Annotated in this window: 22 protein-coding genes; 6 read left to right on the forward strand and 16 right to left on the reverse strand. The window is 68.7% G+C overall.

What is annotated here, in order from left to right:
• Positions 1-46: 46 nt before the first annotated feature.
• Complete coding sequence (locus tag ACFU6I_RS41285) at positions 47-514, reverse strand: ArsI/CadI family heavy metal resistance metalloenzyme (protein ID WP_384377456.1); 468 nt, start codon at positions 512-514, stop codon at positions 47-49.
• Positions 515-571: 57 nt separating this feature from the next.
• Positions 572-1,975, reverse strand: coding sequence for an NAD(P)-binding domain-containing protein (locus ACFU6I_RS41290; RefSeq protein ID WP_384377459.1), 1,404 nt, complete (start codon positions 1,973-1,975; stop codon positions 572-574).
• 104 nt (positions 1,976-2,079) lie between these two features.
• On the opposite strand from ACFU6I_RS41290, the gene ACFU6I_RS41295 reads away from it, so the two are divergent.
• Positions 2,080-2,475 (forward strand): ArsR/SmtB family transcription factor, encoded by a 396-nt coding sequence (locus tag ACFU6I_RS41295; protein WP_384377462.1) that lies wholly within the window; start codon positions 2,080-2,082, stop codon positions 2,473-2,475.
• On the opposite strand, the gene ACFU6I_RS41300 is transcribed toward ACFU6I_RS41295, so the two are convergent.
• Complete coding sequence (locus tag ACFU6I_RS41300) at positions 2,472-2,708, reverse strand: ArsR/SmtB family transcription factor (protein WP_384377465.1); 237 nt, start codon at positions 2,706-2,708, stop codon at positions 2,472-2,474. The two genes, ACFU6I_RS41295 and ACFU6I_RS41300, sit on opposite strands and share 4 nt — an antisense overlap.
• Before the next feature lie 160 nt (positions 2,709-2,868).
• On the opposite strand from ACFU6I_RS41300, the gene ACFU6I_RS41305 reads away from it, so the two are divergent.
• On the forward strand, positions 2,869-4,116 hold the full coding sequence (locus ACFU6I_RS41305) for an MFS transporter (RefSeq protein ID WP_384377468.1): 1,248 nt from the start codon (positions 2,869-2,871) through the stop codon (positions 4,114-4,116).
• 25 nt (positions 4,117-4,141) lie between these two features.
• On the opposite strand, the gene ACFU6I_RS41310 is transcribed toward ACFU6I_RS41305, so the two are convergent.
• The 3 genes from ACFU6I_RS41310 to ACFU6I_RS41320 are packed head-to-tail and all read right to left on the reverse strand — an operon-like array spanning position 4,142 to position 6,623.
• Entirely contained in the window at positions 4,142-5,203 is a 1,062-nt protein-coding gene (locus ACFU6I_RS41310) for an ArsO family NAD(P)H-dependent flavin-containing monooxygenase (protein WP_384377471.1), read from the reverse strand.
• On the reverse strand, positions 5,200-6,318 hold the full coding sequence (gene arsB, locus ACFU6I_RS41315) for an ACR3 family arsenite efflux transporter (protein ID WP_384377475.1): 1,119 nt from the start codon (positions 6,316-6,318) through the stop codon (positions 5,200-5,202). Before arsB ends, ACFU6I_RS41310 begins: the two co-directional genes overlap by 4 nt.
• Entirely contained in the window at positions 6,315-6,623 is a 309-nt protein-coding gene (locus ACFU6I_RS41320; protein WP_103492416.1) for a helix-turn-helix transcriptional regulator, read from the reverse strand. Before ACFU6I_RS41320 ends, arsB begins: the two co-directional genes overlap by 4 nt.
• Positions 6,624-6,717: 94 nt before the next feature.
• On the opposite strand from ACFU6I_RS41320, the gene ACFU6I_RS41325 reads away from it, so the two are divergent.
• The 3 genes from ACFU6I_RS41325 to ACFU6I_RS41335 all read left to right on the forward strand — a co-directional run bounded on the left by ACFU6I_RS41325 (position 6,718) and on the right by ACFU6I_RS41335 (position 9,416).
• Positions 6,718-7,140 (forward strand): arsenate reductase ArsC, encoded by a 423-nt coding sequence (locus ACFU6I_RS41325; protein ID WP_376341816.1) that lies wholly within the window; start codon positions 6,718-6,720, stop codon positions 7,138-7,140.
• A gap of 564 nt (positions 7,141-7,704) precedes the next feature.
• Positions 7,705-8,673: a helix-turn-helix domain-containing protein gene (locus ACFU6I_RS41330; protein WP_384377479.1), complete on the forward strand. Its 969-nt coding sequence runs from the start codon at positions 7,705-7,707 to the stop codon at positions 8,671-8,673.
• Positions 8,674-8,843: 170 nt separating this feature from the next.
• On the forward strand, positions 8,844-9,416 hold the full coding sequence (locus ACFU6I_RS41335) for a hypothetical protein (RefSeq protein WP_384377482.1): 573 nt from the start codon (positions 8,844-8,846) through the stop codon (positions 9,414-9,416).
• On the opposite strand, the gene ACFU6I_RS41340 is transcribed toward ACFU6I_RS41335, so the two are convergent.
• The 8 genes from ACFU6I_RS41340 to ACFU6I_RS41375 all read right to left on the reverse strand — a co-directional run bounded on the left by ACFU6I_RS41340 (position 9,413) and on the right by ACFU6I_RS41375 (position 18,031).
• Positions 9,413-9,712, reverse strand: coding sequence for a DUF402 domain-containing protein (locus tag ACFU6I_RS41340; protein WP_384377511.1), 300 nt, complete (start codon positions 9,710-9,712; stop codon positions 9,413-9,415). The two genes, ACFU6I_RS41335 and ACFU6I_RS41340, sit on opposite strands and share 4 nt — an antisense overlap.
• Positions 9,713-9,931: 219 nt before the next feature.
• Positions 9,932-11,581, reverse strand: coding sequence for an ABC transporter substrate-binding protein (locus ACFU6I_RS41345; RefSeq protein WP_384377485.1), 1,650 nt, complete (start codon positions 11,579-11,581; stop codon positions 9,932-9,934).
• 14 nt (positions 11,582-11,595) lie between these two features.
• The gene (locus ACFU6I_RS41350) at positions 11,596-12,402 is read right to left on the reverse strand and encodes an ATP-binding cassette domain-containing protein (protein ID WP_326791830.1); all 807 of its coding nucleotides are present in this window, start codon (positions 12,400-12,402) and stop codon (positions 11,596-11,598) included.
• Positions 12,399-13,421, reverse strand: a complete 1,023-nt coding sequence (locus tag ACFU6I_RS41355) for an ABC transporter ATP-binding protein (protein ID WP_384377487.1) — start codon at positions 13,419-13,421, stop codon at positions 12,399-12,401. Before ACFU6I_RS41355 ends, ACFU6I_RS41350 begins: the two co-directional genes overlap by 4 nt.
• The gene (locus tag ACFU6I_RS41360; protein ID WP_384377490.1) at positions 13,418-14,293 is read right to left on the reverse strand and encodes an ABC transporter permease; all 876 of its coding nucleotides are present in this window, start codon (positions 14,291-14,293) and stop codon (positions 13,418-13,420) included. The genes ACFU6I_RS41355 and ACFU6I_RS41360 overlap by 4 nt, the downstream gene beginning before the upstream one ends.
• Positions 14,290-15,309: an ABC transporter permease gene (locus ACFU6I_RS41365; protein ID WP_384377493.1), complete on the reverse strand. Its 1,020-nt coding sequence runs from the start codon at positions 15,307-15,309 to the stop codon at positions 14,290-14,292. Before ACFU6I_RS41365 ends, ACFU6I_RS41360 begins: the two co-directional genes overlap by 4 nt.
• Positions 15,306-16,934 (reverse strand): amidohydrolase, encoded by a 1,629-nt coding sequence (locus tag ACFU6I_RS41370; protein ID WP_384377496.1) that lies wholly within the window; start codon positions 16,932-16,934, stop codon positions 15,306-15,308. Before ACFU6I_RS41370 ends, ACFU6I_RS41365 begins: the two co-directional genes overlap by 4 nt.
• A 26-nt stretch (positions 16,935-16,960) precedes the next feature.
• Positions 16,961-18,031 (reverse strand): C45 family autoproteolytic acyltransferase/hydolase, encoded by a 1,071-nt coding sequence (locus ACFU6I_RS41375; RefSeq protein WP_384377499.1) that lies wholly within the window; start codon positions 18,029-18,031, stop codon positions 16,961-16,963.
• A gap of 190 nt (positions 18,032-18,221) precedes the next feature.
• On the opposite strand from ACFU6I_RS41375, the gene ACFU6I_RS41380 reads away from it, so the two are divergent.
• Positions 18,222-19,250 (forward strand): LacI family DNA-binding transcriptional regulator, encoded by a 1,029-nt coding sequence (locus tag ACFU6I_RS41380; protein WP_384377502.1) that lies wholly within the window; start codon positions 18,222-18,224, stop codon positions 19,248-19,250.
• A gap of 459 nt (positions 19,251-19,709) precedes the next feature.
• Here ACFU6I_RS41380 and ACFU6I_RS41385 read toward each other — a convergent pair whose 3' ends face one another.
• Positions 19,710-20,939 (reverse strand): hypothetical protein, encoded by a 1,230-nt coding sequence (locus ACFU6I_RS41385; protein ID WP_384377505.1) that lies wholly within the window; start codon positions 20,937-20,939, stop codon positions 19,710-19,712.
• 792 nt (positions 20,940-21,731) lie between these two features.
• Complete coding sequence (locus tag ACFU6I_RS41390) at positions 21,732-22,535, reverse strand: hypothetical protein (protein WP_384377508.1); 804 nt, start codon at positions 22,533-22,535, stop codon at positions 21,732-21,734.
• Positions 22,536-22,958 lie beyond the last annotated feature (423 nt).

Here is a 22,958-nt window from a genome sequence, read left to right on the forward strand (position 1 = left end):
CACCGGTCCCCTGCCCGGGTCGCGGCCCCGCGGGCGTCGAGCTCGGTCACGGGCAGCAGCCACCTGCCTCGACCGGTGTAACAGGGCCTGCTTCGGCGACAGGCGGGTACACGCAGCAGGCGCTGCCTTTCTGCTTGGCCATCGAGTCGGCGTCGGCCTTGACGACATACACCTCCCACGGCTCCTGGCCGGGGCAGTGGACCCAGACCTTGTCCTGGAGGGCGTAGCAGCAGGTGGTGTCGTTCTCGACGTCGGTCGCCAGCCCCTGGCCTGCGAGTCGGGTGGCGGCCGTGTGGACGGCTTCCGTGGTGTCGACTTCGATGCCGAGGTGGTCCATGCGTGTGTTCTCGTCCGGCGTGCCTTGGATGAGGACGAGTTTGAGTGAGGGTTCGGCGACGGCGAAGTTGGCGTAGCCGTCGCGGAGTTTGGCCGGCTCGGTACCGAAGAGCTTGCTGTAGAAGGCGATCGAGGCGGGAAGGTCGGGGACGCGCAGGGCGAGCTGTACTCGGGACATGACGATCCTCCTGACGCGAGGTGGTAGCGCCCCGGCGGTTGGCCGGGGCGCCGGGGTTCAGGCTCCGCAGCAGCCGCCGGACGACGGTTCGTCGGCAGCGGCTGCAACAACCGGCAAAGAGGTGTCGGCGCCGATCTGTACGAGAGTGGGTGCCGGAGCGGCGCAGCAGCCTGTGCCGTCGGCCTGGTCGGCTGCCGGGTCGTCGAAGAGTCCGGCGCCGCCGCAGACTCCGGTCTCGGGAAGGGTGAGTTCGACGCGGTCGGCGGAGTCGGTGTCACCGGCGATGGCGGCGGTGACGGAGCGAACCTGCTCGTACCCGGTCATGGCAAGGAAGGTCGGGGCGCGGCCGTAGGACTTCATGCCGACCAGGTAAATGCCGGAGTCGGGGTGGGAGAGCTCACGGTGTCCGTGGGGGTAGACGGTGCCGCAGGAGTGCTGGTTGGGGTCGATGAGCGGGGCGAGTTCGGTGGGGGCCTGGAGGCGCTCGTCGAGACCGAGCCGGATCTCCGAGAGGAAGGACAGGTCGGGGCGGAAGCCGGTCAGCACGATGACCTCGTCCACCGGGTCCAGACGGCGTCCGTCCTCGCCGACCAGGATCAGGCGGCCGTCCTCGTCACGCTCGACGGCCTCGGTACGGAAGCCGGTAACCGCGTCGGCGTGGCCGTTGTCGACGGCGGCCTTCGCGGCCAGGCCGAGGGCGCCGCGGGCGGGTAGCTGGTCGGCGGTGCCGCCACCGAAGGTGGAGCCGCTGATGGCGCGGCGCAGGATCCACGCCGCGTGCGTGCCGGGCTCGTCCTTCGCAACGTCGGCGAGGGTGGCCAGGGCGGTGAATGCGGAGGCGCCGGAGCCGATCACGGCGGTCCGCTTACCGGCGTAGCGGGCGCGGACGGCCGGGTCCTTGAGGTCGGGGACGCGGTAGGCAATGCGGTCGGCCGCCGTCTTCTCACCGAGGGCGGGCAGGCCGCTGGCCCCGGCCGGGCTGGGGGTGGTCCAGGTGCCGGAGGCATCGATGACCGCGCGGGCGAAGGCGCGCTCCTCACCGCCGTCCGCAGTGGTGAAGTGGACGACGAAGGGCTGGGCTTCGCGGCCGGCGTCGACGACACGGTCGCGGCCGGTGCGCGACACCCCGGTGACGGTGGCGGTGTAGCGGACACGGTCACCCAGGACGTCGGCGAGCGGCTGGAGGTAGTGCTCGGCCCAGTCCCCGCCGGACGGGTAGGTGGCAGCGTCGGGCTTGGTCCAGCCGGTCGGCGTCAGGAGCTTCTCGGCGGCCGGGTCGGTGACCTCGCCCCAGGTGGAGAACAGCCGCACATGCGACCAGTCGCGTACCGCGGAAGCGGCGACCGGACCGGCTTCCAGGACCAGCGGTTCGATGCCGCGCTCGACCAGGTGGGCGGCGGCGGCCAGCCCGGCGGGGCCGGCGCCGATGACGACAACCGGAAGGTCTGAGGTGGTGGTCATGGCGGTGATGTCCTCCGAGATAGGCGGCCTGTGAGGCCGCTGTTTCGATTGCTGTCGATGTCTGGAGCTTGCCACTGGATATCGATGAGTGTCAACATAGACACATGTCGAAATCTGAGGTTGCGGAGCTGCCGGTCGTGGATGCAGGGACTGTGGTGCCGTGCTGCCCGCCGATCACCGCCGGAGAGCTGTCACGGGACGACGCAGAGAAGATGGCCGTGATGTTCAAGGCGCTGTCGGACCCGGTGCGGCTTCGTCTGTTCTCCAAGGTCGCCTCGCACGCGGGCGGCGAGGCGTGCGTGTGCGACATCTCCGACGTCGGCGTCTCCCAGCCGACCGTCTCCCACCACCTGAAGAAACTGCGCGAGGCCGGCCTCCTGACCTCCGAGCGACGCGGGACCTGGGTCTATTACCAGGTCGCCCCGTCTGTCGTGGCGGCCATGTCCGCCATGCTCGACCTGCGCTCGACCGCTGCCCCACGCTCCGGCGCGGCCGGTTAGCCGGTGCAGTCGGGCGAGCAGCAGAGCGCCCGGTACGCCTGGAGTGCGGAGATGCGCTTCGCCATAGTGGCGCCGTCGGCCCGGTAGAAGACCTGCTTACCTTTTTTGCGGGAGATCATCAGGCCACCGCGACGCAGCAGACTCAGGTGTTCCGAGGCGGTCGACGGCTTCAGCGCGCACCGCTCCGCGATCTTGCCGACCGTCAACTCGATGCTGCTGGTGAACTGCTGCATCACCTTCTGGCGGTCTGCGCAGCTTCTTGCCCGCCACATCTTCGCCGCAAGGCCAGATGGGACCGACGTGAGCCCCAGAAAATTCCACCGACCGCCGGGCCGTGAGATGGGCAGATCCGCCAGTACCGGCAGGCATGGGCCCTGCGGCAGACTGCCCGGTATGACGGAGATCGCGGAGCCGGACAGCACGCACAGCCCGGGTGGCGGCGCCAGGGAACAGTGGCTGACGCCCGGGGTGAAGGGCATCGGCTCGGCCAGCTTCCTCGCCGACGTCGGGCACGAGATCCCCACCGCCCTGCTGCCCAGCCTGCTGACCTCCACCCTTGGTGCGCCGGCCGCCGCGCTGGGCGCGATCGAAGGCGTCTCCGACGCACTGGCGGGAGCAGCCCGGTTCGGCGGTGGGGTGCTGGCTGACGATCCCGGCCGACGTCAGAAGGTTGCTGTCGGCGGCTATGCCACCACAGCGGTGCTCGGCGCGGCCACGGCGGGCGCCACTGCCGTATGGCAGGTGGGTCTGCTCCGGGCAGCAGCCTGGACCGCGCGCGGGCTTCGGGTACCCGCTCGCAATGCATTGCTGGCCGACATCGTCCCGGCGTCCGCATACGGGCGGGCGTACGGCTTCGAGCGGATGATGGACAACCTTGGCGCGATCTTCGGTCCGCTGCTCGCGATCGGGCTGGTGGCCTGGGTCGGCGTCCAGTGGGCCATCGGCCTGTCGGTAATCCCGGGGCTGCTGGCCGCCGTTGCGATCGTCTACGCGATCCGCCGTGCGCCCCGGCCGACCCGCCGGGACAAGGTCCCTCTCAAGATCCGTATCCGGCCCGTCCTCCAGGATGATCTCGGCCGGCTTATGGGCGCGGTGGCGGCGTTCGAGGTCGGCAACGTCGCCGCCACCTTGCTGATCCTGCGCGCCACCGACCTGCTGACACCTGATCACGGTGCGAAGACTGCGACCACGATCGCGTTGGGCCTCTACACCGCGTACAACGTCGCCGCCGCGATCGCCTCTGTTCCCGCCGGTCGCCTGGCGGACCGGCTCGGCGGGCACGGCCCGGTGCTCGTACTGACGGGCGGGGTGGCCTCGTTCGGCGCCGCCTATGCCCTGTTCGCCACCACCGGGTCGGCGATTGCCCTGCTCGCGGTGCCATTCCTGCTGGCCGGGGTCGGTATCGGGGCGGTCGAGACTGCCCAGCATTCCGCGGTGGCCTCGCTGGCACCGAAGGATCTGCGCGGCTCGGCGTTCGGGGTGCTGGCCACCGTGCAGTCATTGGGCAACCTCGCCGCCTCTGCCGTCGCGGGAGTCCTGTGGAGCGCGCTGTCGCCCGCCTGGGCCTTCGCTTACCTGACCGGCTGGATGGTGCTCGCCCTCATCGGCTTGCTGCTTTCTCTGCAGCGCCCATCTCGTTGAAAACGGGCCGTCCCGGCGGCGGGAGTCAGGTCAGCAACTCGGCGATGGCTGCAGCCGCTTCGCGGGCCGGGCGCCCCACGCCGATGAGGGTGGCGGAGGCCGGTCCTGTCCAGTCGCCGTAGCCGAGCAGGTGCAGCCGCGGTTCGCCGGCTGCCCGGGTGCCGTGGGTGGCGATGTGCCCGCGTACGCCGCGCAGGCCCAGAGGGGCGAGGTGGGAGAGGGCAGGGCGGAACCCGGTGCACCAGATCACCGTGTCAGCGCGGGCGGTCGTGCCGTCGCTCCACCGCACACCGTCCGCAGTGAAGCGCTCGAACATCGGCTGGGCCTTCAGCAGCCCCGCGTCCCTCGCTGCGCGAACCGGTGGGACGGCAACGATGTCGCCCAGGGAGGCGACGCCGCCGGTGTCCGTGCGGCCCTCGTCCAGGGCACGGCGGCGGGCGGTGGCCGCGTCGAAGAGGGCGCGGCCGTCGATGTCGTCGGCGAGGAAGCGGGGCGGGCGCTGGGTGACCCAGGTCAGGTCGATGCCGTCGCGGGTGGCGAGGTCGGCGGCGATCTGTGCGCCGGAGTTCCCGCCGCCGACCACGACGACCCGCTGTCCGGCGAAGTCGGACGGGCGGCGGTAGCCGGCGGTGTGCGGTTGACGGCCGGCAAAGACCTCCCGGCCGGGTACGGCAGGCATGAAGGGGCGCCCCCAGGTGCCGGTGGCCGAGACGACCGCCTGTGCCGACCAGTCGCCGGTGTCCGTCTCCACCCGCAGCCGGGTGCCGTCCCGGCGCACCGCGCGGACGCGGACCAGGCGGTGAACGGGCAGGGCGTAGCGCTGCTCGTAGTCGGTCAGGTACTGCACCACGTGGGCGGCGTCCGGGTACTCCTGGCCCAGTCGGGCGGGCATGATGCGGCCGGGCAGGGACGAGAACACGGCCGGGGAAAACAGGTGCAGGGAGTCCCAGGTGTGCTGCCAGGCGCCGCCGGGAGTGCTCTGGGCGTCGAGGATGACAAAGTCGAGATTGTTGCGACGCAGGTGGTAGCCGGCGGCGAGTCCTGCCTGCCCGCCGCCGATTACCACCACGTCCACGGGGTGCGTCACGGGGCCGTCGTCAGGGAGCCTGCGCCGAACCTCTTGCGCCAGGCGAGCGCGACGTACACGAGTCCGATCAGGACGGGCACTTCGATGAGCGGTCCGACGACTCCGGACAGGGCCTGGCCGGAGGTGACGCCGAAGGTGGCGATGGCGACCGCGATGGCCAGCTCGAAGTTGTTGCCCGCCGCGGTGAACGCCAGCGTCGCTGTGCGGTCGTAGGCGAGGCCCAGGCCCTTGCCGAGCAGGAAGGTGCCGAAGAACATGATCGCGAAGTACACCAGCAGTGGCAGCGCGATCCGGACCACGTCCAGCGGCTGCGAGGTGATCGTCTTCCCCTGCAGGGCGAACAGGATGACGATCGTGAAGAGCAGACCGTACAGGGCCCACGGGCCGATCTTCGGCAGGAACTTGGTCTCGTAGTCGGTGCGGCCCATCTTCTGTTCGCCGATGCGGCGGGTGAGGAAGCCGGCCAGCAGCGGGATGCCGAGGAAGATGATGACGTTCAGCGCGATGTGCCAGACGGACACATCCAAGCCCTGGCCATCGCCCAAGTTCATCCAGCGCGGCAGCAGGTCGAGGTAGAACCAGCCCAGCAGGCCGAACGCGATCACCTGGAACACCGAGTTCAGCGCGACCAGGACGGCGGCGGCCTCGCGGTCGCCGCAGGCGAGGTCGTTCCAGATGATGACCATGGCGATGCAGCGGGCAAGTCCGACGATGATCAGGCCGGTGCGGTACTCGGGCAGGTCGGGAAGGAAGATCCACGCCAGGGCGAACATGACCGCGGGGCCGACGATCCAGTTGATGACCAGCGAGGACACCATCAGCTTCTTGTCGCCGGTGACGGTGTCGAGCCGGTCGTAGCGGACCTTGGCTAGCACCGGGTACATCATCACGAGCAGACCGAGGGCGATCGGCAAGGAGATTCCGCCGATCTCGATCTTGGCCAGTGCGTCGTTCATCCCGGGGATCAGCCGCCCCAGGCCCAGGCCCACGGCCATGGCGAGCAGGATCCACACCGCGAGATAGCGGTCGAGAGTGGAGAGCTTCTTGACGATCGAGTCGTCGGTGCCCGTGGCCTGGGCGGCGGTGGGAACCGTGATGGTGCGCTCGGTCGTCACGGGCAGGCCCTCTTGTTCTCGGCGGCTGTACGGGCGGATTCGGCAAGCGCGGCGAACTGCTCCGAGAGTCCGGCGAGGACCTCGGGGCGCAGCTTGTAGTAGGTGAAGCGGCCGCACGGCTCGGTCTCCACCACACCGGCCTCGCGCAGGACCTTCATGTGATTGGACAGGTTGGTCTGCTTCGCGCCGGTCTCCTCGACCAGGTGCGTCGTACAGAGCGTCTCGCGCGCCAGCAGGGTCACGATCTGGAGGCGGAGCGGATCGCCCAGCACCCGGATCAGATCAGGATCGACTGAAGTCAGCATGCGCTGATACTCTCACATCATTGCTCGCTGATACCAGCGGGAGCTGAAGTCATTGGCGGCTGATCCCGCCGTGCGACGAGAGAGAACGATCAACATGGCCGAGTCTTCCGGCAAGCCGTCCGTCCTGTTCGTCTGCGTCCACAACGCCGGCCGATCTCAGATGGCCGCCGCATGGCTGACCCGCCTGGCTGGGGACCGCGTTGAGGTCCGCTCCGCCGGTTCCAACCCCGGCGACGCCGTCAACCCGGCAGCGGTCGAGGCCATGGCCGAGGTAGGCATCGACATCTCCGCCGAGAGCCCGAAGATCCTGACGATCGATGCCGTCCGCGAGTCGGATGTGTGCATCACCATGGGCTGCGGCGACACCTGCCCCGTCTTTCCCGGCAAGCGCTACCTCGACTGGAAGCTCGATGACCCGGCAGGCCAAGGCGTCGAAGCCGTCCGCCCGATCCGCGACGAGATCAAGACCCTCGTCGAGGGCCTGATCAAGGAGATCGCTCCGGAAGCCACGGCGTGATCGGGATACGCGACGTCGTCATCATCGGCCCCGACCCCGCCGGCTACACCGCTGCCCTCCACACGGCCGGCCCGTGCCCAGCTGGGGCCCGTGCTGTCCTGCAACCGCGGCGACCAGATCTTCCCAGCCGCCGACACGGGGCGGCGTGTCCTGTGGCTGGACGGCACGGCCTGCTGGACGAGCCTCGTGACGCGCGACCGCCCGGCGGGCAAGTGCTGACCTGAAGGCCCGTGACCGGCCGGGCCCGTCACGGGCCCGGCCGGCCTCGATGAGATCGAGGACCTCGGGCCGGAACTCGGCCGGGTAACTACGGTGCATGGAAGGATTGTTGAGTGTCCGAAGGATCATCTTTCCAGCAAGGTGACTCCACCAGACTTGGGGCACATCAAACTCCACGAAACTCTGGCAGCTCGCTCGCCGCAGTCGGTCGAAGTGGCCCGGACTCCTGGCGTGCGGCGGACAGCATTCCCGCACCGCGCAGGTCTCGGCGCTACTTGTCCGGCCCGGTGCCCACCGTGAGCAGGGGGTCATTGCACGTGTTCGGCCTCCCTGCCGTGAGCTGAGATGCTCGAGGGAATCGGGATCGGCCCCTTCGAGGAGCACGTATACGTGGCGCTCGTGCCCGCGCCTGCGACCGGCGCGGGCGAGTTGGCCGACCGCACAGGTCTGCCGAAGCCGGAGGTCGAGCGTGCCCTCGCCGAGTTGGAATCCAAGGGCCTGGTGACGGTTCCTCCCGGGCGGCGCGGCCTGCGTGCCGCACCTCCGGCCATCACTTTGCATCGCATGGCACTTCAGCGCATCGACAACGCACGCAGGGCGCAACTCGCCATCACGGAGCCGGCCGAGCGCTACTACGGCGCGGGCCAGCCCTGCGACACCGCTGAGCTGATGGAGGTCATCGAGGGCGAAGCCGCCATCGCGGAGCGCTACGGGCAGATCCAGCGGGATGCCCGTGAGGAGATCTGCTCCCTGGCCATCGGGCCCGCCGTGGTCGTCCCGGCTGCCGCCGACACCGGCCAGCGGGACGCCCTGCGCGCCGGCGTGCGATTCCGGGTCATCTACCGACGAGACGCCCTGGAACTGGACCACTCGGACAGTTCGCTGCTGCTCGACGAATGGGCCGCACTGGGCGAGGAGATGCGGGTGGCGGTCGATGCCCCGCTCAAGATGATCAGCGTCGACAACAGGCTTGCTCTCCTCGTACCCCGAGGGCGCCCGCCCGGCGAACCCATGGCGCTGGTGACGCGCAGCCGCGTCCTGCTGGACGCTCTCGACTGGATCTTCCGCAGGGTCTGGGAGGCCGCGGCCCCGGTGTCGGCAGCATTGGCGGCGGCCTCCGACGGCTTGCCGGCTGCCGAGGAACGGCAACTGCTGTCGCTGTTGCTCGCCGGATACACCGACCATGCGATCGCTTCTCAGCTGGGTCTGAGCGAGCGCACCATCCGGCAGCGAGTCCGCCGGCTGCTGGCCCTCGCGGGGGCGCAGACCCGCATTCAACTCGGCCGGCAAGCCGCGCGCCACAGCTGGATCTGACACTAAGTCAAAAACGGCTCGGTTTTCTAGGGGTGACAGGCGGCTTCGGTACAACAGGCCCAGGCATGTTTACCACAAGTCGGGAAGCCGACAGATCGGGGCGCTTCTTCGCAGTTCATGAAGGTGGCACGGTATCGCCGTCCGAATGCCTCCGAGATCGAAGGACTCCGATGTCCCGTTTCAGAGCCGGCAGCCCGTACCGGGCCCGGCGGACGGCCACGGCACTGGCCGCTGCGCTGGTCGTCGGCAGCCTGGCCCTGCCCGCCGTAACGGCTCACGCGAACGACACCGCGGGCACGCCGTCCGCCGTCGCCGATAAACTCGGCAATCACGACCGGGCACTGATCGCGCAGTACAAGCGGCAGCACCTGGCCCGCAGCGCCCCCTCCGGAGCCCACCAGGCAGTCCCCGACTTCGTCTCCCTGATGCTCGCAGTCAAGAACGGCCGCACCGAAGAGGCCGAGAAGGCTCTGACCGAACTCGGTGCCGAGGGCACCAGGAAGGACCCCACGATCGGCTACATCAAAGCCAGCGTGCCGTTCGCCGACGTCGACAAGGTCGTCGCTCTCGACTACGTGCTCCGGGTGGATGCCGACGAGCTCATCGAGTTGGAGGGCACCCGGGTCGACGCCGGCAACACCGACACGGCTGTCCGAACCGCCGACGCGAAATCCTCGGGCGGCTTCCCAGCCGCCCCATCCGCCGCGACGCGCGACGACAACCCCTACATGACGACCAACTAAACCCGCTCGGTCGACTTCAAGACGAAGCAGCTGACGGCCGAGGCGTCACCATCGGCATCATGGACACCCGGGTCGACCACCCATCCCGCGCTGGCCACCACCAGGACCAGTGAGGTCAATTGGGCCTTGCCGATGACGCTGTCGGGGTAGCCATAGCGCACTCGGTGTTCGGTGAACTCGTCCTCGATACGGGCCTCACCGCCACGAGGCCGCACGACATCGAGATCCAGGTCCACCATGCGCAGCACGGTCCCATCCGCGTTCCACTCGGGCACCGTGCACATGTCGCAGTACATCTCGGGGCCCGGGTCCACACGGAACGTGGCCGCGCGTCAAACGCCGTACCCGGGCAGCGCGTTCCTTCACAGCCACGCGCACAGCCACGCGCCCAGCCACGCGCACAGGCGCGCGGCTGGGCGGCGCTCGGACACGCATGCAGCAAGGGCCCGAACCACACCAGTCGGTTTACGGATTGCCCAACGGAGTCCTTTAGGCGGAGGGGAGTCAAGTGAGAACTACTCGCCAGTTCCGCTGAGGTGAGCCGCCCATGGGTAGTAGACGTAGTCGAATGCAGCCGGCGCCCCGGTGATCTTGCTTCCGAGCCACACGTCGTTCGTCAGCTGGATGCCGGAGAACATCGGATCCATCTCGTCGTGCAGCTTCTGCTCCATCTGTAGGACCAGCTTGGAGCGGGCGCTGTCGTCCTGCGTGCTGATCGCCTTGGCGTATAGCCCGTCGATGCCGCTGTAGCCGGACTGGTTGAAGGTTCCGCCGGTCACCGCGGTGAGGCCCAGCCAGTCGAGCGGGTTGGGGATGTTGGGCCAGAACTGCGTGTACAGCAGGTCGGTGTTGCCACGCGTCGCCGGGTCGTACAGGTAGTTCGAGTAGCCGGTCGCAGGTACGACGTTGAGCTTGAAGTTCAGGCCGATCCTGTCGGCCGCATCCTTGATCCCAACGCCCAGCTGCTGTGTCTCCGCCTGCTGCGGAACCACGAGGCTGATCTGCTTGGACTTCACGTCGGCCGGAACGCCGGCGAGCAGCTTCTTCGCCTCGTCTGTCTTCGCGGAGCCATCGGTCCTGACCGAGTCGGCGTACGAGGTCAGGTCATCCTTCGCGAAGCCGTACACAGCCGGCACGGTCTGCAGCGAAGCAGGGGTCCCCTCACCGGCGTACACATGGTCGCCGATGCCCTTCCAGTCGATGGCCATCTGGAGCGCCTTGCGCACGTCGGCGTTACCCATCGCACCCTTGTGGTTCGCGACCACGAGAGTGACAGCCAGTGGCGCGGCACCCGAGTAGAGCTTGCCCGCCGACGATGCCTTCAGCTGTGCCAGCCCGGCCATCGGCGGACCGTATGTTCCGTCGATCTGGCCCGAGAGCAGGCCGGAGGTGATCGCGGAGTCGTCGGTCAGGAAAGTGAAGTCGATGTTCTTCACCTTCCGTGGCAGCGACTTGTTCCAGTAGCCGTCGTAGCGGCTCACCTTGATCGACTGACCCTGCGTCCACTTGCCGAACTTGTAGGGGCCGGTGCACATGACACCCACGCCCGGCGTACCGACCTTGTTGCCGTGTTGCTCGTAGAACTTCTTCTTGACGACGACACCGGCGAAGCTCGCCAACTCGTCGTTGAAGAGGTAGTCGGGCTTCTTGAGCCTGACGGTCACTTCGTCGGCGCCCGTCTTCGCGATCGAGGCGACGTTCGAGTACAGGTAGCCGTAGAAGCTCGACTTGTCCGTCATGTTGTGCTGCATGCTCCACGCGACGTCGTCGGCGGTCATCGGCGATCCGTCCCAGAAGGTGACGTCGCTGCGCAGCTTGTAGACCCAGGTCGTCGGGTCGGGGTTCGAGTACGACGTCGCCAGATTGGGCTTGATCTGGAAGTCAGGCGTCTGGACTAGCAATGTCTCGCACATGTTCGAGTTGATCATGTTCGGCGTGTAGTCGGCCGACTGGAAGGGGTCGATGGTCTGAGGCTCGCCCTGGAAGACGTTCCAGGTGATCGTGTCGACCGAGCCCGAGCCTGTCGGTGTGAAGGTCGTCAGCGCGTCGGAGGACCCGGTCGCTTCGGTGCCGGATGTGCCTCCGGAGCAACCGGCCATCGCGAGGGTGGTGGCGGCGACGACGGCGAGTGCCATTGCCCGTCTGCGTGGGTGGGGTGAGTACATTGCGCAACTCCTGGTCAATGTCGGGCTGTAATGGCTTCGGGGTCCCACCCGCTGCGAGGGACGCTGTCGCGCAGCAAGCGGGTGTAGGGGTTTTGAGGGTTGTCGAGCACGTCGGCGGTGGGCCCTTGCTCGACGACGGCGCCGTGACGCATGACGATCGTGTCGTCGGTCACCTGGCGGATGACGGCGAGATCGTGGCTGATGAACAGGTAGCTCACGCCACGCTTCTGCCTGATGTCAGAGAGCAGATTGAGGATCTGTGCCTGGATCGAGACGTCCAGGGCCGACACGGCCTCGTCGAGGATGAGGACGTCCGGATCGGCGGCGAGCGCGCGAGCGATGGCCACGCGTTGGCGCTGCCCTCCCGAGAGGGACCTCGGCAGTGCCGCGAGCTGCCGGTCGTCGAGTCCGACGAGCTCGGCGAGTTCGCTCACGCGCTTCCTGGTCTCGTCGCGGCCGAGCCGGGAATGAACGCCGACGACTTCCGCGAGGCAGTCGCCGATGCGCTGACGGCGGTCGAGCGAGGTGTACGGGTCCTGGAAGACGATCTGGATGTCCCTGCCCCGCTCACGGCGACTGCGTGCGGAACGCGCCGGGTGTGTGCGGTCCTCGCCACGGAACACGATGCGGCCACCGGAGGGACGTTCCAGGCCGATGATCATCCGCGCCGTGGTCGTCTTGCCGGACCCGGATTCGCCGACGATGCCTAGGGCTCCGCCCGGAGCCAGGGCGAAGCTCACGTCGGCGACCGCGGTCGCCTCGGCCCTCCCACGGCCGAACGTCTTGGTCAGGTGCTCGACCACGAGCAGCGGTTCGGTCATCGCTGGACCTCCTCGTTCGAAGCGGAGCCGACGCGCTCCTGCGACACCATCCGGCCGCGCAGGCCGGGCATCCGGACGCACCGGGTCTCCGACGGACCGATCTGCAGCAGGGGCGGCACCCCCGCCCGACACTCCTCTTGTGCGAAGCGGCAGCGCGGCGCGAAAGCACAGCCGTCCGGCGCCTCGTAGGCGGTGGTCGGATGACCGGTGATCGCGGGCAGTCGATCGACACGCCGGCCGATCTCGGGCCGCGCCTGCACCAGTGCGGCTGTGTAGGGGTGGAGCGGGTCTTCGTGCAGCCGCACCGACGCCTGGCGTTCCATGACCTGGCCGGCGTACAGCACGATCGTCTCGTCGCACACGGCACCGGCGAGCTCCAGGTCGTGCGTGATGAAGAGCATCGCCATGCCGTACTCGCGCTGCATGCGCCCGAGAATCGCCATCACCTCCGCCTGGGTGGTGACATCGAGCGCGGTCGTCGGCTCGTCGGCGAGGACGAGCCGAGGCCGCGCGGCGACCGCGGCAGCGATCATCACCCGCTGCAGCAGACCGCCGGAGAGCTCGTGCGGGAACTGCCGCAGCCTGCGCTCCGGGTCCTCGATCCCGACCTCGGCGAGCAGCTCCTGTGCGCGCTTGCGGGCAGCGGCCTTCGGCATCCGGTCGTTGGTGCGCATCGTCTCGGTGAGGAAGTCGCCGATCGTGCGTACGGGGTTCGTGTAGGCCCGTGCGTCCTGGAAGATCATCGCGACGTCCTTCGCCCGGTAGGACCGCAGGGCGTCGGTGCGAAGGTCGAACACCTCGGCGCCGTCGAAGCGGACACCGCCCCGGACGTCGGCACCGTCGGGGAGCAGGCGGGCGATGGTGCGAACCGTCATCGACTTGCCCGAACCGGACTCGCCGACCAGGCCGAGAGTGCTTCCACGGTCGAGTGAGAACGAGACATCGCGCAGCACGGTGCGCAACTCGCCCGCGACCGGCAACTGAACGGTCAGACCGTCGACTTCGAGTAGTGCGTTCACGAGCGTGCCTCCCAGCGCTCCGTGAGTCGGTCGCCGATCATGTTCACGGCACCGACGGTGATGACGATGAGTGCGCTGGCGAAGAGAGCCTCCTGCGGGTGCTGCTGCAGCACACCGGCCATACCGGTGCCGACCATCGCGCCCCAGTCCGACGTCGGTGGCTGCACCCCGAGGCCGATGAACGAGAGGCCAGCGAGGTCCATCAGGGCGAACCCGAAGGCGAGCGTGGCGTTGGCGACGATCAGCCCACCCACGTTGGGCAGGATGTGCCGCAACGCGATCCGCAACCCGTGCACGCCCTGAACCTGCAGTGCCGCGATGTAGGGCAGCGAGCGCTCTCTCAGCGCCGCGCTCCGCACGATCCGTGCGATGTAGGGGACGTAGGCGATGGACAGCGCCACAACGGCAGCGTTCAGGCCGGACCCGAACAGGGCGGTCGCCAGGATCGCCAGCAGCAGACCGGGGAAGGCGAACACGGCGTCGACGACGCGCACCACCATCTGGTCGAACCAGCCGCCGAACCACACGGCCGCGAGCGCGAGGACCATCCCGAGGAGCGTCGAGATCACCACGACGAGAAACGGTCCGATCAGCGCGGTTCGGGAACCGTGGACGAGGCGCGAGAGAAGGTCCCGCCCGCTCCCGTCGGTTCCCAGCAGGTGCGCGCCGCTCGAACCCTGGTACGCACCGGAGAGGTCGACGGCGTTCGGATCGTGCGGTGAAAGGAGGGGTGCGAGGGCGGCGAAGCAGACGACGAGTCCGAGCAGGGCAATCGCCACCCAACCGGACATGCCGATGCCTCTCGTACGACGCGTCGTACGCCGGCCGGCCTTTCGGGTTCCGATACGTCGCACCGCTGCTGTCGTGCTCATGAGTCCTTCTTCCCGATCGACACGCGCGGGTCGAGCAGTGTGTAGGCGATGTCGATGAGGGTGTTCAGCACGATGAAGGCGGCGACGTACATCAGGCAGATCGCCTGGACTACGGGGAAGTCCTTCTGCTGCACCGAATTCACGAGGAACTGACCGAGCCCGCCGAGCTGGAAGACCTGTTCCACGACGACGCTTCCCGCGATCAGGCCCGCGATCGTGAGACCCGCGACGGTGAGCACCGGCATCGCGGCGTTGCGCATCACATGTCTGCGTACGACGACTGCGCGGGGCAGTCCGCGGCTGATCGCCGTCTGCACGTGATCGGCCGACAGTTCCTGTCGGATCGCGGTCTGGGCGAGTCGCGCGACGAACGCGACGGAGGCGAGAGCGAGCGCGATCGACGGAAGAACCAGGTGGTAGAGCTCGTCGAGGCCCGCCCGGCCGGCCCCGAACACCGGGAACCACTCCAGGTCGACGGCGAACACGATGATCAGCACGACCGCTCCGACAAAGGTCGGCACCGCCATGACGCCCGTCGCGCCGGCCATGGCGGACCGCGACAACCAGCCGGGCTTGAGGCCGGCGAGAGTGCCGATGGCCAACCCGAGCACCAGGACGATCGCCGCGGCCATGAGGACGAGAAGCGTGGTCGCTGAGGCGCGACTTCCGACCAGCGACGACACCGGTTGGTTGTAGATGATCGAGGTTCCGAAGTCGCCGTGCACCACGCCGCCCAGCCACCTCAGGTACTGCTGCCAGATGGAGTCGTCGAGGTGATACTCGGCCTTGATCGCGGCGATCGCGTCGGGGCTCATGGTGCGCCCGTGCGTGAGATAGGTGAGCGGGCTTCCCGGCGCGGCGTAGAGCGCTCCGAAGACGACCAGGCTCGCGATGAACAAGGTCACCACCAGCCCTACGATGCGAGTGGCGATGAACCGCAGCATCGCCCCGGCGAGCCGCTGCTTCGCCTTCACCTGCCCTGATGGCACGGGTGCCGACATGGTGGCGTCACTCATCGGTTCACCCCCGGCTGTGCGTGATGGACCACGCGGCCACCCACGACTGTCCGCAGCACTCGCGTGTCGAGCAGTTCCTCGAGCGGCCGGACGAAGATGTCCCGGTCGAGAACGATGAAGTCGGCATACAGGCCCTCGGCGAGACGGCCGTGAAGGTGCTCGGAGCGGCTCGCCCAGGCGGCGTCACGGGTGCCGTGGACGATCGCGTCCGCCAGTGGCAGGGCATAGTGCGCGTGGTTGGCGGGCAGTGACGGATCCAGGGCCGAGCGCCGTGTCGCCGCGATGAACATGTTGGGCAGCGGGGCGTGCGGCGACGTAGGGGAGTCGGTGCCGAGGACGAGCGTGGCTCCTGCCTCGGTCATCTCGGGCCACGGGAAGCCGCGGTCGACCCGCTCGTCGCCGAGCACTCGTCGCCAGTTCTCCTGGATGGCCGGATCGGCGTGCACGGGCTGCATGCTCGCCGTGATGCCGAGTGCGGCCAGTCGGTCGATGTCCGCAGGGTCGACGACTTCGAGATGTTCGATGCGGTGGCGACGCTCCTTGGGGCCGTTGAGAGCAACTGCGTGCTCGACAGCGCCGATCGCGACCCGGATCGCCTCGTCACCGATGGCGTGCATGGCGACCTGCAGGCCGGCCGCGTCCGCGGCGGCCACCACCGGCGCGAGTTCGGCAAGACCCCAGATCGGGTCGGCGTTCGTGCCGTTCACGTAGGGCTTCCCGAGCGATGCGGTGCACCCGTCGACGGTTCCGTCGACCATGACCTTGATGCCGGTCACGCGCAGGAACGGGGTCGACCGGTGGGTGGCGAGTTCGACAGCGCGCTCGACCTGGGCGAGGTTCCCGCCCTCGTCACCGGTGGGCTGGACGCGCCAGAACGCGGCGATGCGAGTGGTCAGGACGCCCGCCGCATCGGCACGACGCATCGCCTCGTAGTCGCCCTCGCCCAGCGCCATCTCGGTCGAACCGACGATCCCGGACTCGGCGTACGCCGCCAGGGCGACCGCCAGGGCCTCGTCACGGTCGGAGTCACTGGCGAAGCTGTCGAGCACCGGCCACACGAGGTGGTGCATCGCGGTCTCGTCCACCAGGCCGGTGGCCGCGCCCCGCTCGTCCCGGTGGACCGTTCCCCCCGGTGGTGATGCCGTGGTGTCGTCGATTCCGACTTCGGCGAGGGCGGCCGAGTTCAGCCAGATCGAGTGGAAGTCGTAGGCCTGCGCATAGACAGGCCGGTCGGCGACGACCGCGTCGAGCATGCCCCGATCAGGCAGGCCGCCCGGGATGTCACCGTGCTTCCACCCAGTGGCGAGCACGCGAGGTGCGTCGGGGTTCTCCTGCGCCCACGTCCGGACGCGCCGCTGGATCTCCTCCACTGTGTTGGCGCCCCAGAGATCGACCTGGGCCGCCGCCTCGCCGGTGCCGACCACGTGCGCGTGGCCGTCGACGAATCCGGGGAGGACGGTCGCGCCGTCGAGGTCGTGGATCAGGGCATCCGGTCCGGCCACACGCGCCGCGGTGGCCTCGTCGCCGACGTAGGCGAGCCGGTCGCCGACCACCACGAGCGACTCGGCCCAGGGGCGTTGGTCGGAGGTGAAAATTTGGGCGTTGCGGTACAGATGAGCGGGCATGGTCGTGTCCTTGTCCATCGGGTTCCTCAGAACCGGTCGAGGCCCTCGCGGGCCGCAGCGTCGGGGTTGCCTGCCCGGTACTCGAGGGCAAAGCCGGGGAGGTCGAGAGATGCCGTGAGCAACGTGCTCCACCGCTCGTGGCCGGGCTGGGAATCGTCGGCGTGGACGCACACCACGGCGGCGGCACCGTCGCGGCCACAGAAGGCGGCCGCGCGCTCCGGCGCGGAGCGGCCGGTCATGCTGCCGCGCACAGCGTGCGTGTGGTGGTACCGCTCGACCGACACCGATTCCGGAGTGCTGGTGTCACCGCCGGCGAGGCCGGAATCAAGAAAGTGGTTCGTGTGGATGACCCAGCCGTCGGTATCGGGTTGCACCACGGCAAACCCGCAGGGTGACATCTCGATGGACGCTGCTGCGGCGTGGCCGTCTCGGTAGGTTGCGACGGTCAGCACGGTGGACGCGCTCACGGTCGCGGAGGCGACGATGTCGCGGGCCTCCGCCACCGTTGTCGCCTCCTCGAGGACGCGACGCGCAACAGCATGGACGGGCACGCCGCCGGTGGCGTTGTCGGAGCGATGGTTCAGGATGTTGAAATGCAGGCCGAGGCCGGCGTCGTTCACCCCGATCTTTGCGGCCGTGCCGAACTCGGTGAAAAGCTTCACCCGGCGTTGCGTTCCGGTCACGAGCGACAGCAGGAGACCGTCCGGCGTAAGCGAGTCGTGCCAGTCCCACGTCTGGATCGTCTCGGGTGGGCCGCCGGGGGCCGGCGTGTGCACGGCGGTTGTGCACTCGCCCTTCCCGGGCGCGGCGGCAAGCACTTCGGTCCGTGCGCCGACCGCTGCCACCTGCCATGGCTCGATTCCTGATGCCTCGGCGATTCCGTCGGACTCCTCGACCAGACCCGGGTACCAGTCGCGCAAGGCGTCATCGCTGTGGGCGACGATGTCGCGGACGGTCGTTTCCGAGATGCCCAGAACCTTGAAATGCGCCAGGTAGCGGGCGCTGACGTCACGCACCTGGTCCGCGTATCGCGTGCCGATCTCGCGTCCACGGTCGCGGAAGTCGGTGGTGGTCGTGCGCAGTGTGTGCAGCTTCATGGTGTTGCTGTGCGACCTTCGCTTGTGAGGCCCGTCACGGTGAGGGGCGGGCGACACGCTAGGTAGGTAAAACGTTTAATACAATGGTGTTTCTCATGTCGCTTTCTGCTTCTGTCGCCCGGGCCTGCGTGGGCGGCCGCGGTCCGGCGGCGTGAGTCAGCATCGGAAGGTACGAACCAAGGAGGTCGCCGTGGCTCGATCGAAGGGCGTCACCATTCGCGATGTCGCCCAGCGCGCGGGTGTCTCCGTCGCGGCGGTCTCGATGGCGCTCAATGACACCGGGACGCTGAGCGCAGCCACGCGACTGCGCGTCCGGGCCATTGCCGAGGAGATGGACTACGAAGCCGACGCCCTCGCGCGCGGCCTGCGACGTTCGTCGGTCGGGGCAATCGGACTCGTCATCCGGTCGCTGGACGCGCTCGGTGAGTACGCGCCGCGGGGCGTCGATGTGTTCACTCGCTACATCGGCGCCGCCTCGGCGCAGGCGATGGACCGCGGACTCAGTGTGATGCTCGTGCCTGACCCGACCAAGCGGCCGACACCACCACTGGCGCTGTCGCTCGATGGCTACATCGTGACGATGCCGCACGTGGATGATCCGGTGGTCGGTCTCCTCGAACGGCGTGGGATCCCGTACGTGACGCTGGGACGCGATCCCAGCCGCCCGAATTTCACCGACTGGGCCACCGAGGACGAGGGTTCAAGCTTCCGGCGCATCTACGAGCACTTCGCCGCATCCGGTGCCCGATCGATCGTGCTGTTGCGCGGAACCGACCCCAACGCGTGGAACATCGACAGCGAGGCGACGTACCACGCATGGTGTGAGAGCTTCGGGATCACGCCGCGCGTCTACATGTCGGCCGAGCGCGCCGGCGAGCACGGCGGCGAGAACATCGCGCACGCGATCGTGGACGACGGGATCCCCGATGCGATCCTGTGCCACACCGGTCGTCAGGCGGCTGGAGTGCTCGCAGGCCTCACGGCTCGCGGCGTCGCTGTGCCCGATCGGACGATGCTTGCCGCGGCTTCCGACTCCGAGCACACCCGACACAGCCGGCCCGCCATCTCGGCAGTCGAACTCAACGCCGCGGAAACGACGTTGGCTCTGCTCGACCTTCTCCAAGCGCGCATCGCGGGGGAGTCGAGCGCGGGACCGGTCCTGACGACCGCCCGGTTCCGGGTCCGCTCATCCTCGCGACGCACCGACACGAACGCCTGACGCGAAGGCGGCGGTCGAGGCCGGCGACTTCGCCGTCCTGGTCCGCGACGCCCACGACGACCAGGGGGACGACGTGGTGCGCAAGGCGGTGGGACACGCACGCGTGGAGGAACGGGGGCGGCTGCCGTGGCAGTTGCTGCGCAGGGCGGACAGCACACGGCGCTATCGGCAGCGGCTGGTGTCGTATCAGGCAACGTTCACCCGGTCGTGATGTGACGCGCCGTCCTGGAGCGCACCGCCAGGCCGCGCCGCCGCACCGCGTGGACTCGGCCATCACGAAGACGGTGAAGCGGCAGAACCGCGCGATGCGGGAGTTCCGCCGTGCGTTCCCCGAAACCGACGTCGTTTCGAACGATGCGCCGGCCCCGATCGAGCCGGTTCCCACTGCTCGACATGGACGGTGACCTCCCCACACCGCACTCCGCCGTACCCCGCTCCTCCGTTTCCCCAGCGGCCCGGTCAGTCCTCGTCGAGCCCCGGAATGCCCGGCGGACGACTGAAGCGCGGCAGCCGCACCGCGTAGACGTGGCGCTTGCCCAGGTACTCCCCCAGCCCCCAGATGCGCCGGTTCCCTCCGTAAGCGCTGAAGCTGAGATCCTCCGGCCCGATCGACAGGCGGCCGAACAGGCCCGGCTGGGTCGCCCACGCCTCGCGTGCCGCCAGCCATCCCCGCTGCTTCGTACCGTTGCTCAGCGAGAAGAAGTGGTGCCCCCGCCAGCTCACCGCGCCCTGGATCCTCAGCAAGGGGAATTGCTCCTGGCCCCGAGCCTCTTCGGTCGTGATCGCGCCGGTCACGGGATTCAGGTGCCATCGCACCGCCCACGAGGTACCCGACCGCTTGAACTCGCTGACGAGGAGGGTCGGTGGGCCGGCCGAGTGGTCGATCGCGGCCTGGGAGTAGATGAGCCGCGCTCCCGCGTTGTCGTAGGCCCGGCTCTGCGGCAGGGCGTACCGGTACCCGTACGCGTAGTACTTCCGCGTCGCCGCGTGGTACCCGCACCAACTCTTGGCGGCGCTGCCCGTGGAGACCCGGAACATCCGGTCGGTGTTGAACACTCGCAGACCGCCCTTGGTGTCCGCGACATAGAGCCGGTTCCGGTGCCACGCGATCCCTCCCGCGTGCACGTTCACAGGCCCGAAGTCGTACGGCTCACCGGGCATCGCGCGGGGCTCGACCAGGAGGACGTGCTCGTACCGCGGCTTGGCGGGGTCCGTCACGTCTACGAAGCTGACGCGCGCGCCCTGCCCGAACTTGCCGCCGTCCTCGTGGGCGTACCAGGAGACGAGCACCATCCTCTTGCCGCTCGGCATCCCGCCGGGGCGGGAGTCGTAGCTGGTCGTGATGCCCTGCGGGTACCAGTCCGGATCCTTGGGGTCCTTGGTGCGCGGATCCCACGCGAAGGCGTAGGCGAGCCGATCGGGCTCGGCCCAGCCGCCCGGGTTCGCCACGCCGTGAAAACGGGCGCCCGCGATCACGGTCTCCGGCCTGGCACCCGGTAGCCGGGCAAGCAGGCCCGCGATGGCCGCCGGGTAGGTGTAACCAACAGGCTGCTCCGGACGGTCGCGCATGGTCACGCGGAACCGCGGCGGTGCCGCCTCGGCGGTGGAGGGCACCCACAGTCCCCCAGTCGCCGACGCGAGAGGGGCCGCGGCCATGCCTCGTAACAACGTCCTGCGTGTGGTGTCCATGTCCAGGACCATAGGCAGCGAACGCCCGGCTCACAACCGTCTCGTACTGTTGCGCAGGTTCCGTACAGTTCCACGGCGTCCGGACAACTACGTTCATTTCTAGGGTAGTTGGGTCCGTCACCCCAAGAGCCCCGGTCGTGACGTCCCGGCAGGCCCGCAAGCTCACCCAGCTCCACCGCCGTGACAGCAAGAGAGGGTTCACCACCATCGACCAGGCCCAGCACGGCTGCGTGGGTCACGACCGAGAACGTTTGTCGATGCGTTCTGAGAACGACCGTGGGTCAGGCGCCTTGGGACTGTTAGCGAGAAGTAGAAGCATTCGGGTTCGGGAGGCGCCTGCTCCGCGTCAACCACGGTGTCGACGAGCACGGGAGGCGATCCCTGCCGAGAACCGGCGGGGCGGCAGCCGTGTCACGACCTCGACGCCGACAGGCCGCTGATCGCCGTCACTGCGCAGACGAACCGGTCCAAGGCGGACCGGGACCCGGCCGAGTGGTTGCCGCCGGCCGCGTCCGCTCAGCGCCCGTACGGTGCCGGCCGAGTGGCCACGAAGCTTCGCTGGAAGCTTGCCGCGGACGACAAGGAACGGTTGGCGCTCGAGAGGCTTGCAGATGGCTGCTCCGACACCGTCGGCTGCTTCCGTTGAGCTGGGAGCCGGCGATGGCCGCGCGGACGGCCCCCGTTTGGACCTCATTGCATATGGCGAGTCTGCGGTGGCAGACGAGTGTTCCTGCCCTGCTCCCCGAAGGCGCCGTCCACCAGGCTGCGGATGCCGTTGGCGGCGGGGTTCGGTCAGCCGCTTTCCCGGTAGTTCATGAACCAGTGGGTGTCGAAATAGCCGGCCATCGTGAACGGGTGGTGCGGGTCAATGAGGATGCGACAGACGAATTCCGCGGCCGTGCAGTCGAAGGGGACGTCCTCGCCGTCGAAGGACCGGACCACGACGGGCCAACGGTCGGGGTCGTCGCCGTCGGCCCTCCAGGAATACAGATCCTCGTGCTCAGTACCCGCCCAGATGAGCAGACCGTCCTCCCTGAGATCCGTCCACGGCTCCTGATTCAGGTCCAGGTATCCGTCAAAGGCGCCCTTGCCGAACGTCTCGACCATGCGCTTGTAGTCGCTCGGCAGCCCGGTGCCCAGGCGCGACTCCACCTCCGCCCAGGCCACGTCCGGCCGCTGCGCGGGCTGTGCCCAGCCTGTGATCCGCCTGAGCCGCTCCATCCAGTCGACGTCCTCGTCCTTGTCCGGAGCGACCGCCAAGAGTTCCGGCACCTCCCTGTGAGCGACCACCAATACCGACCGCTCGTCCCCCTCGGGGGCCCGTGCCGTACCCGTGCCGACCCACTGATTCCCGTACGCCCACGCCCGTATCGTCACGGCCCGGTCCTCGAAGGGGACGAGGAGAGCCCCGCCCCTGGACTCGTCGACCGTCGGGTCGGTGAAGCCGTCGAGGACGAGGGTGCGCGGGGCGCCGTACCTGCTGTCGAGCAGGTCGGTCAGATCCTGCAGGTTCAGGTCGTCGGGCAGGTACGTATAGCCGTCTCCCGGGCCGAGTTGGGCCAGTAGGTCGTTGACAATCCCTTGTGTAAGCTCCATGGCGGACAGCAAAGCGCACCGCACCGACAATGGACGTGCTCACAGACGTTCCCGGCCTGTGCACCGAAGCTGCTGGACCGCTGCGGCGTCGGCTCGGATACCTCGGCTGCGTTACTGATAGCGGCCGGCGGCAATCCGGAGCGCACGGCCAGCGAAGCCTCATGTGCCGCGCTCTGCGGTGTGATCCCGGCCGGTCGAGGCGTCAGCAGGGCCACCGTGAACCGGGCCACCGCGGTCCTCACCGAATGGGACAGCCGCGTCAAGCTCGTGACCTGGGCCAAACAGCACCCCACCTGATGGGCCTGGCGGTCGTGTCGGCGCCGGTGGTGCCGTTCTCCTTCCGGGAGACGCTGCGCCTGCCGCTGACGCGGACCACAGTGCTCGAGAAGTAGCGCCCACCCGACGAACGGCGGTGGCCGGCCC

The organism is Streptomyces sp. NPDC057486 (genome assembly GCF_042802415.1).
GTDB lineage: Bacteria > Actinomycetota > Actinomycetes > Streptomycetales > Streptomycetaceae > Streptomyces > Streptomyces yanii.

Excerpts from the sequence above, each read along its gene's own strand:
- ACFU6I_RS41285 (WP_384377456.1), bottom strand. The coding sequence starts at position 514 with ATGTCCCGAGTACAGCTCGCCCTGCGCGTCCCCGACCTTCCCGCCTCG.
- ACFU6I_RS41290 (WP_384377459.1), bottom strand. The coding sequence starts at position 1,975 with ATGACCACCACCTCAGACCTTCCGGTTGTCGTCATCGGCGCCGGCCCC.
- ACFU6I_RS41295 (WP_384377462.1), top strand. The coding sequence starts at position 2,080 with ATGTCGAAATCTGAGGTTGCGGAGCTGCCGGTCGTGGATGCAGGGACT.
- ACFU6I_RS41300 (WP_384377465.1), bottom strand. The coding sequence starts at position 2,708 with ATGCAGCAGTTCACCAGCAGCATCGAGTTGACGGTCGGCAAGATCGCG.
- ACFU6I_RS41305 (WP_384377468.1), top strand. The coding sequence starts at position 2,869 with ATGACGGAGATCGCGGAGCCGGACAGCACGCACAGCCCGGGTGGCGGC.
- ACFU6I_RS41320 (WP_103492416.1), bottom strand. The coding sequence starts at position 6,623 with ATGCTGACTTCAGTCGATCCTGATCTGATCCGGGTGCTGGGCGATCCG.
- ACFU6I_RS41325 (WP_376341816.1), top strand. The coding sequence starts at position 6,718 with ATGGCCGAGTCTTCCGGCAAGCCGTCCGTCCTGTTCGTCTGCGTCCAC.
- ACFU6I_RS41330 (WP_384377479.1), top strand. The coding sequence starts at position 7,705 with ATGCTCGAGGGAATCGGGATCGGCCCCTTCGAGGAGCACGTATACGTG.
- ACFU6I_RS41335 (WP_384377482.1), top strand. The coding sequence starts at position 8,844 with ATGTCCCGTTTCAGAGCCGGCAGCCCGTACCGGGCCCGGCGGACGGCC.
- ACFU6I_RS41340 (WP_384377511.1), bottom strand. The coding sequence starts at position 9,712 with ATGTACTGCGACATGTGCACGGTGCCCGAGTGGAACGCGGATGGGACC.
- ACFU6I_RS41345 (WP_384377485.1), bottom strand. The coding sequence starts at position 11,581 with ATGTACTCACCCCACCCACGCAGACGGGCAATGGCACTCGCCGTCGTC.
- ACFU6I_RS41350 (WP_326791830.1), bottom strand. The coding sequence starts at position 12,402 with ATGACCGAACCGCTGCTCGTGGTCGAGCACCTGACCAAGACGTTCGGC.
- ACFU6I_RS41360 (WP_384377490.1), bottom strand. The coding sequence starts at position 14,293 with ATGAGCACGACAGCAGCGGTGCGACGTATCGGAACCCGAAAGGCCGGC.
- ACFU6I_RS41365 (WP_384377493.1), bottom strand. The coding sequence starts at position 15,309 with ATGAGTGACGCCACCATGTCGGCACCCGTGCCATCAGGGCAGGTGAAG.
- ACFU6I_RS41370 (WP_384377496.1), bottom strand. The coding sequence starts at position 16,934 with ATGCCCGCTCATCTGTACCGCAACGCCCAAATTTTCACCTCCGACCAA.
- ACFU6I_RS41375 (WP_384377499.1), bottom strand. The coding sequence starts at position 18,031 with ATGAAGCTGCACACACTGCGCACGACCACCACCGACTTCCGCGACCGT.
- ACFU6I_RS41385 (WP_384377505.1), bottom strand. The coding sequence starts at position 20,939 with ATGGACACCACACGCAGGACGTTGTTACGAGGCATGGCCGCGGCCCCT.
- ACFU6I_RS41390 (WP_384377508.1), bottom strand. The coding sequence starts at position 22,535 with ATGGAGCTTACACAAGGGATTGTCAACGACCTACTGGCCCAACTCGGC.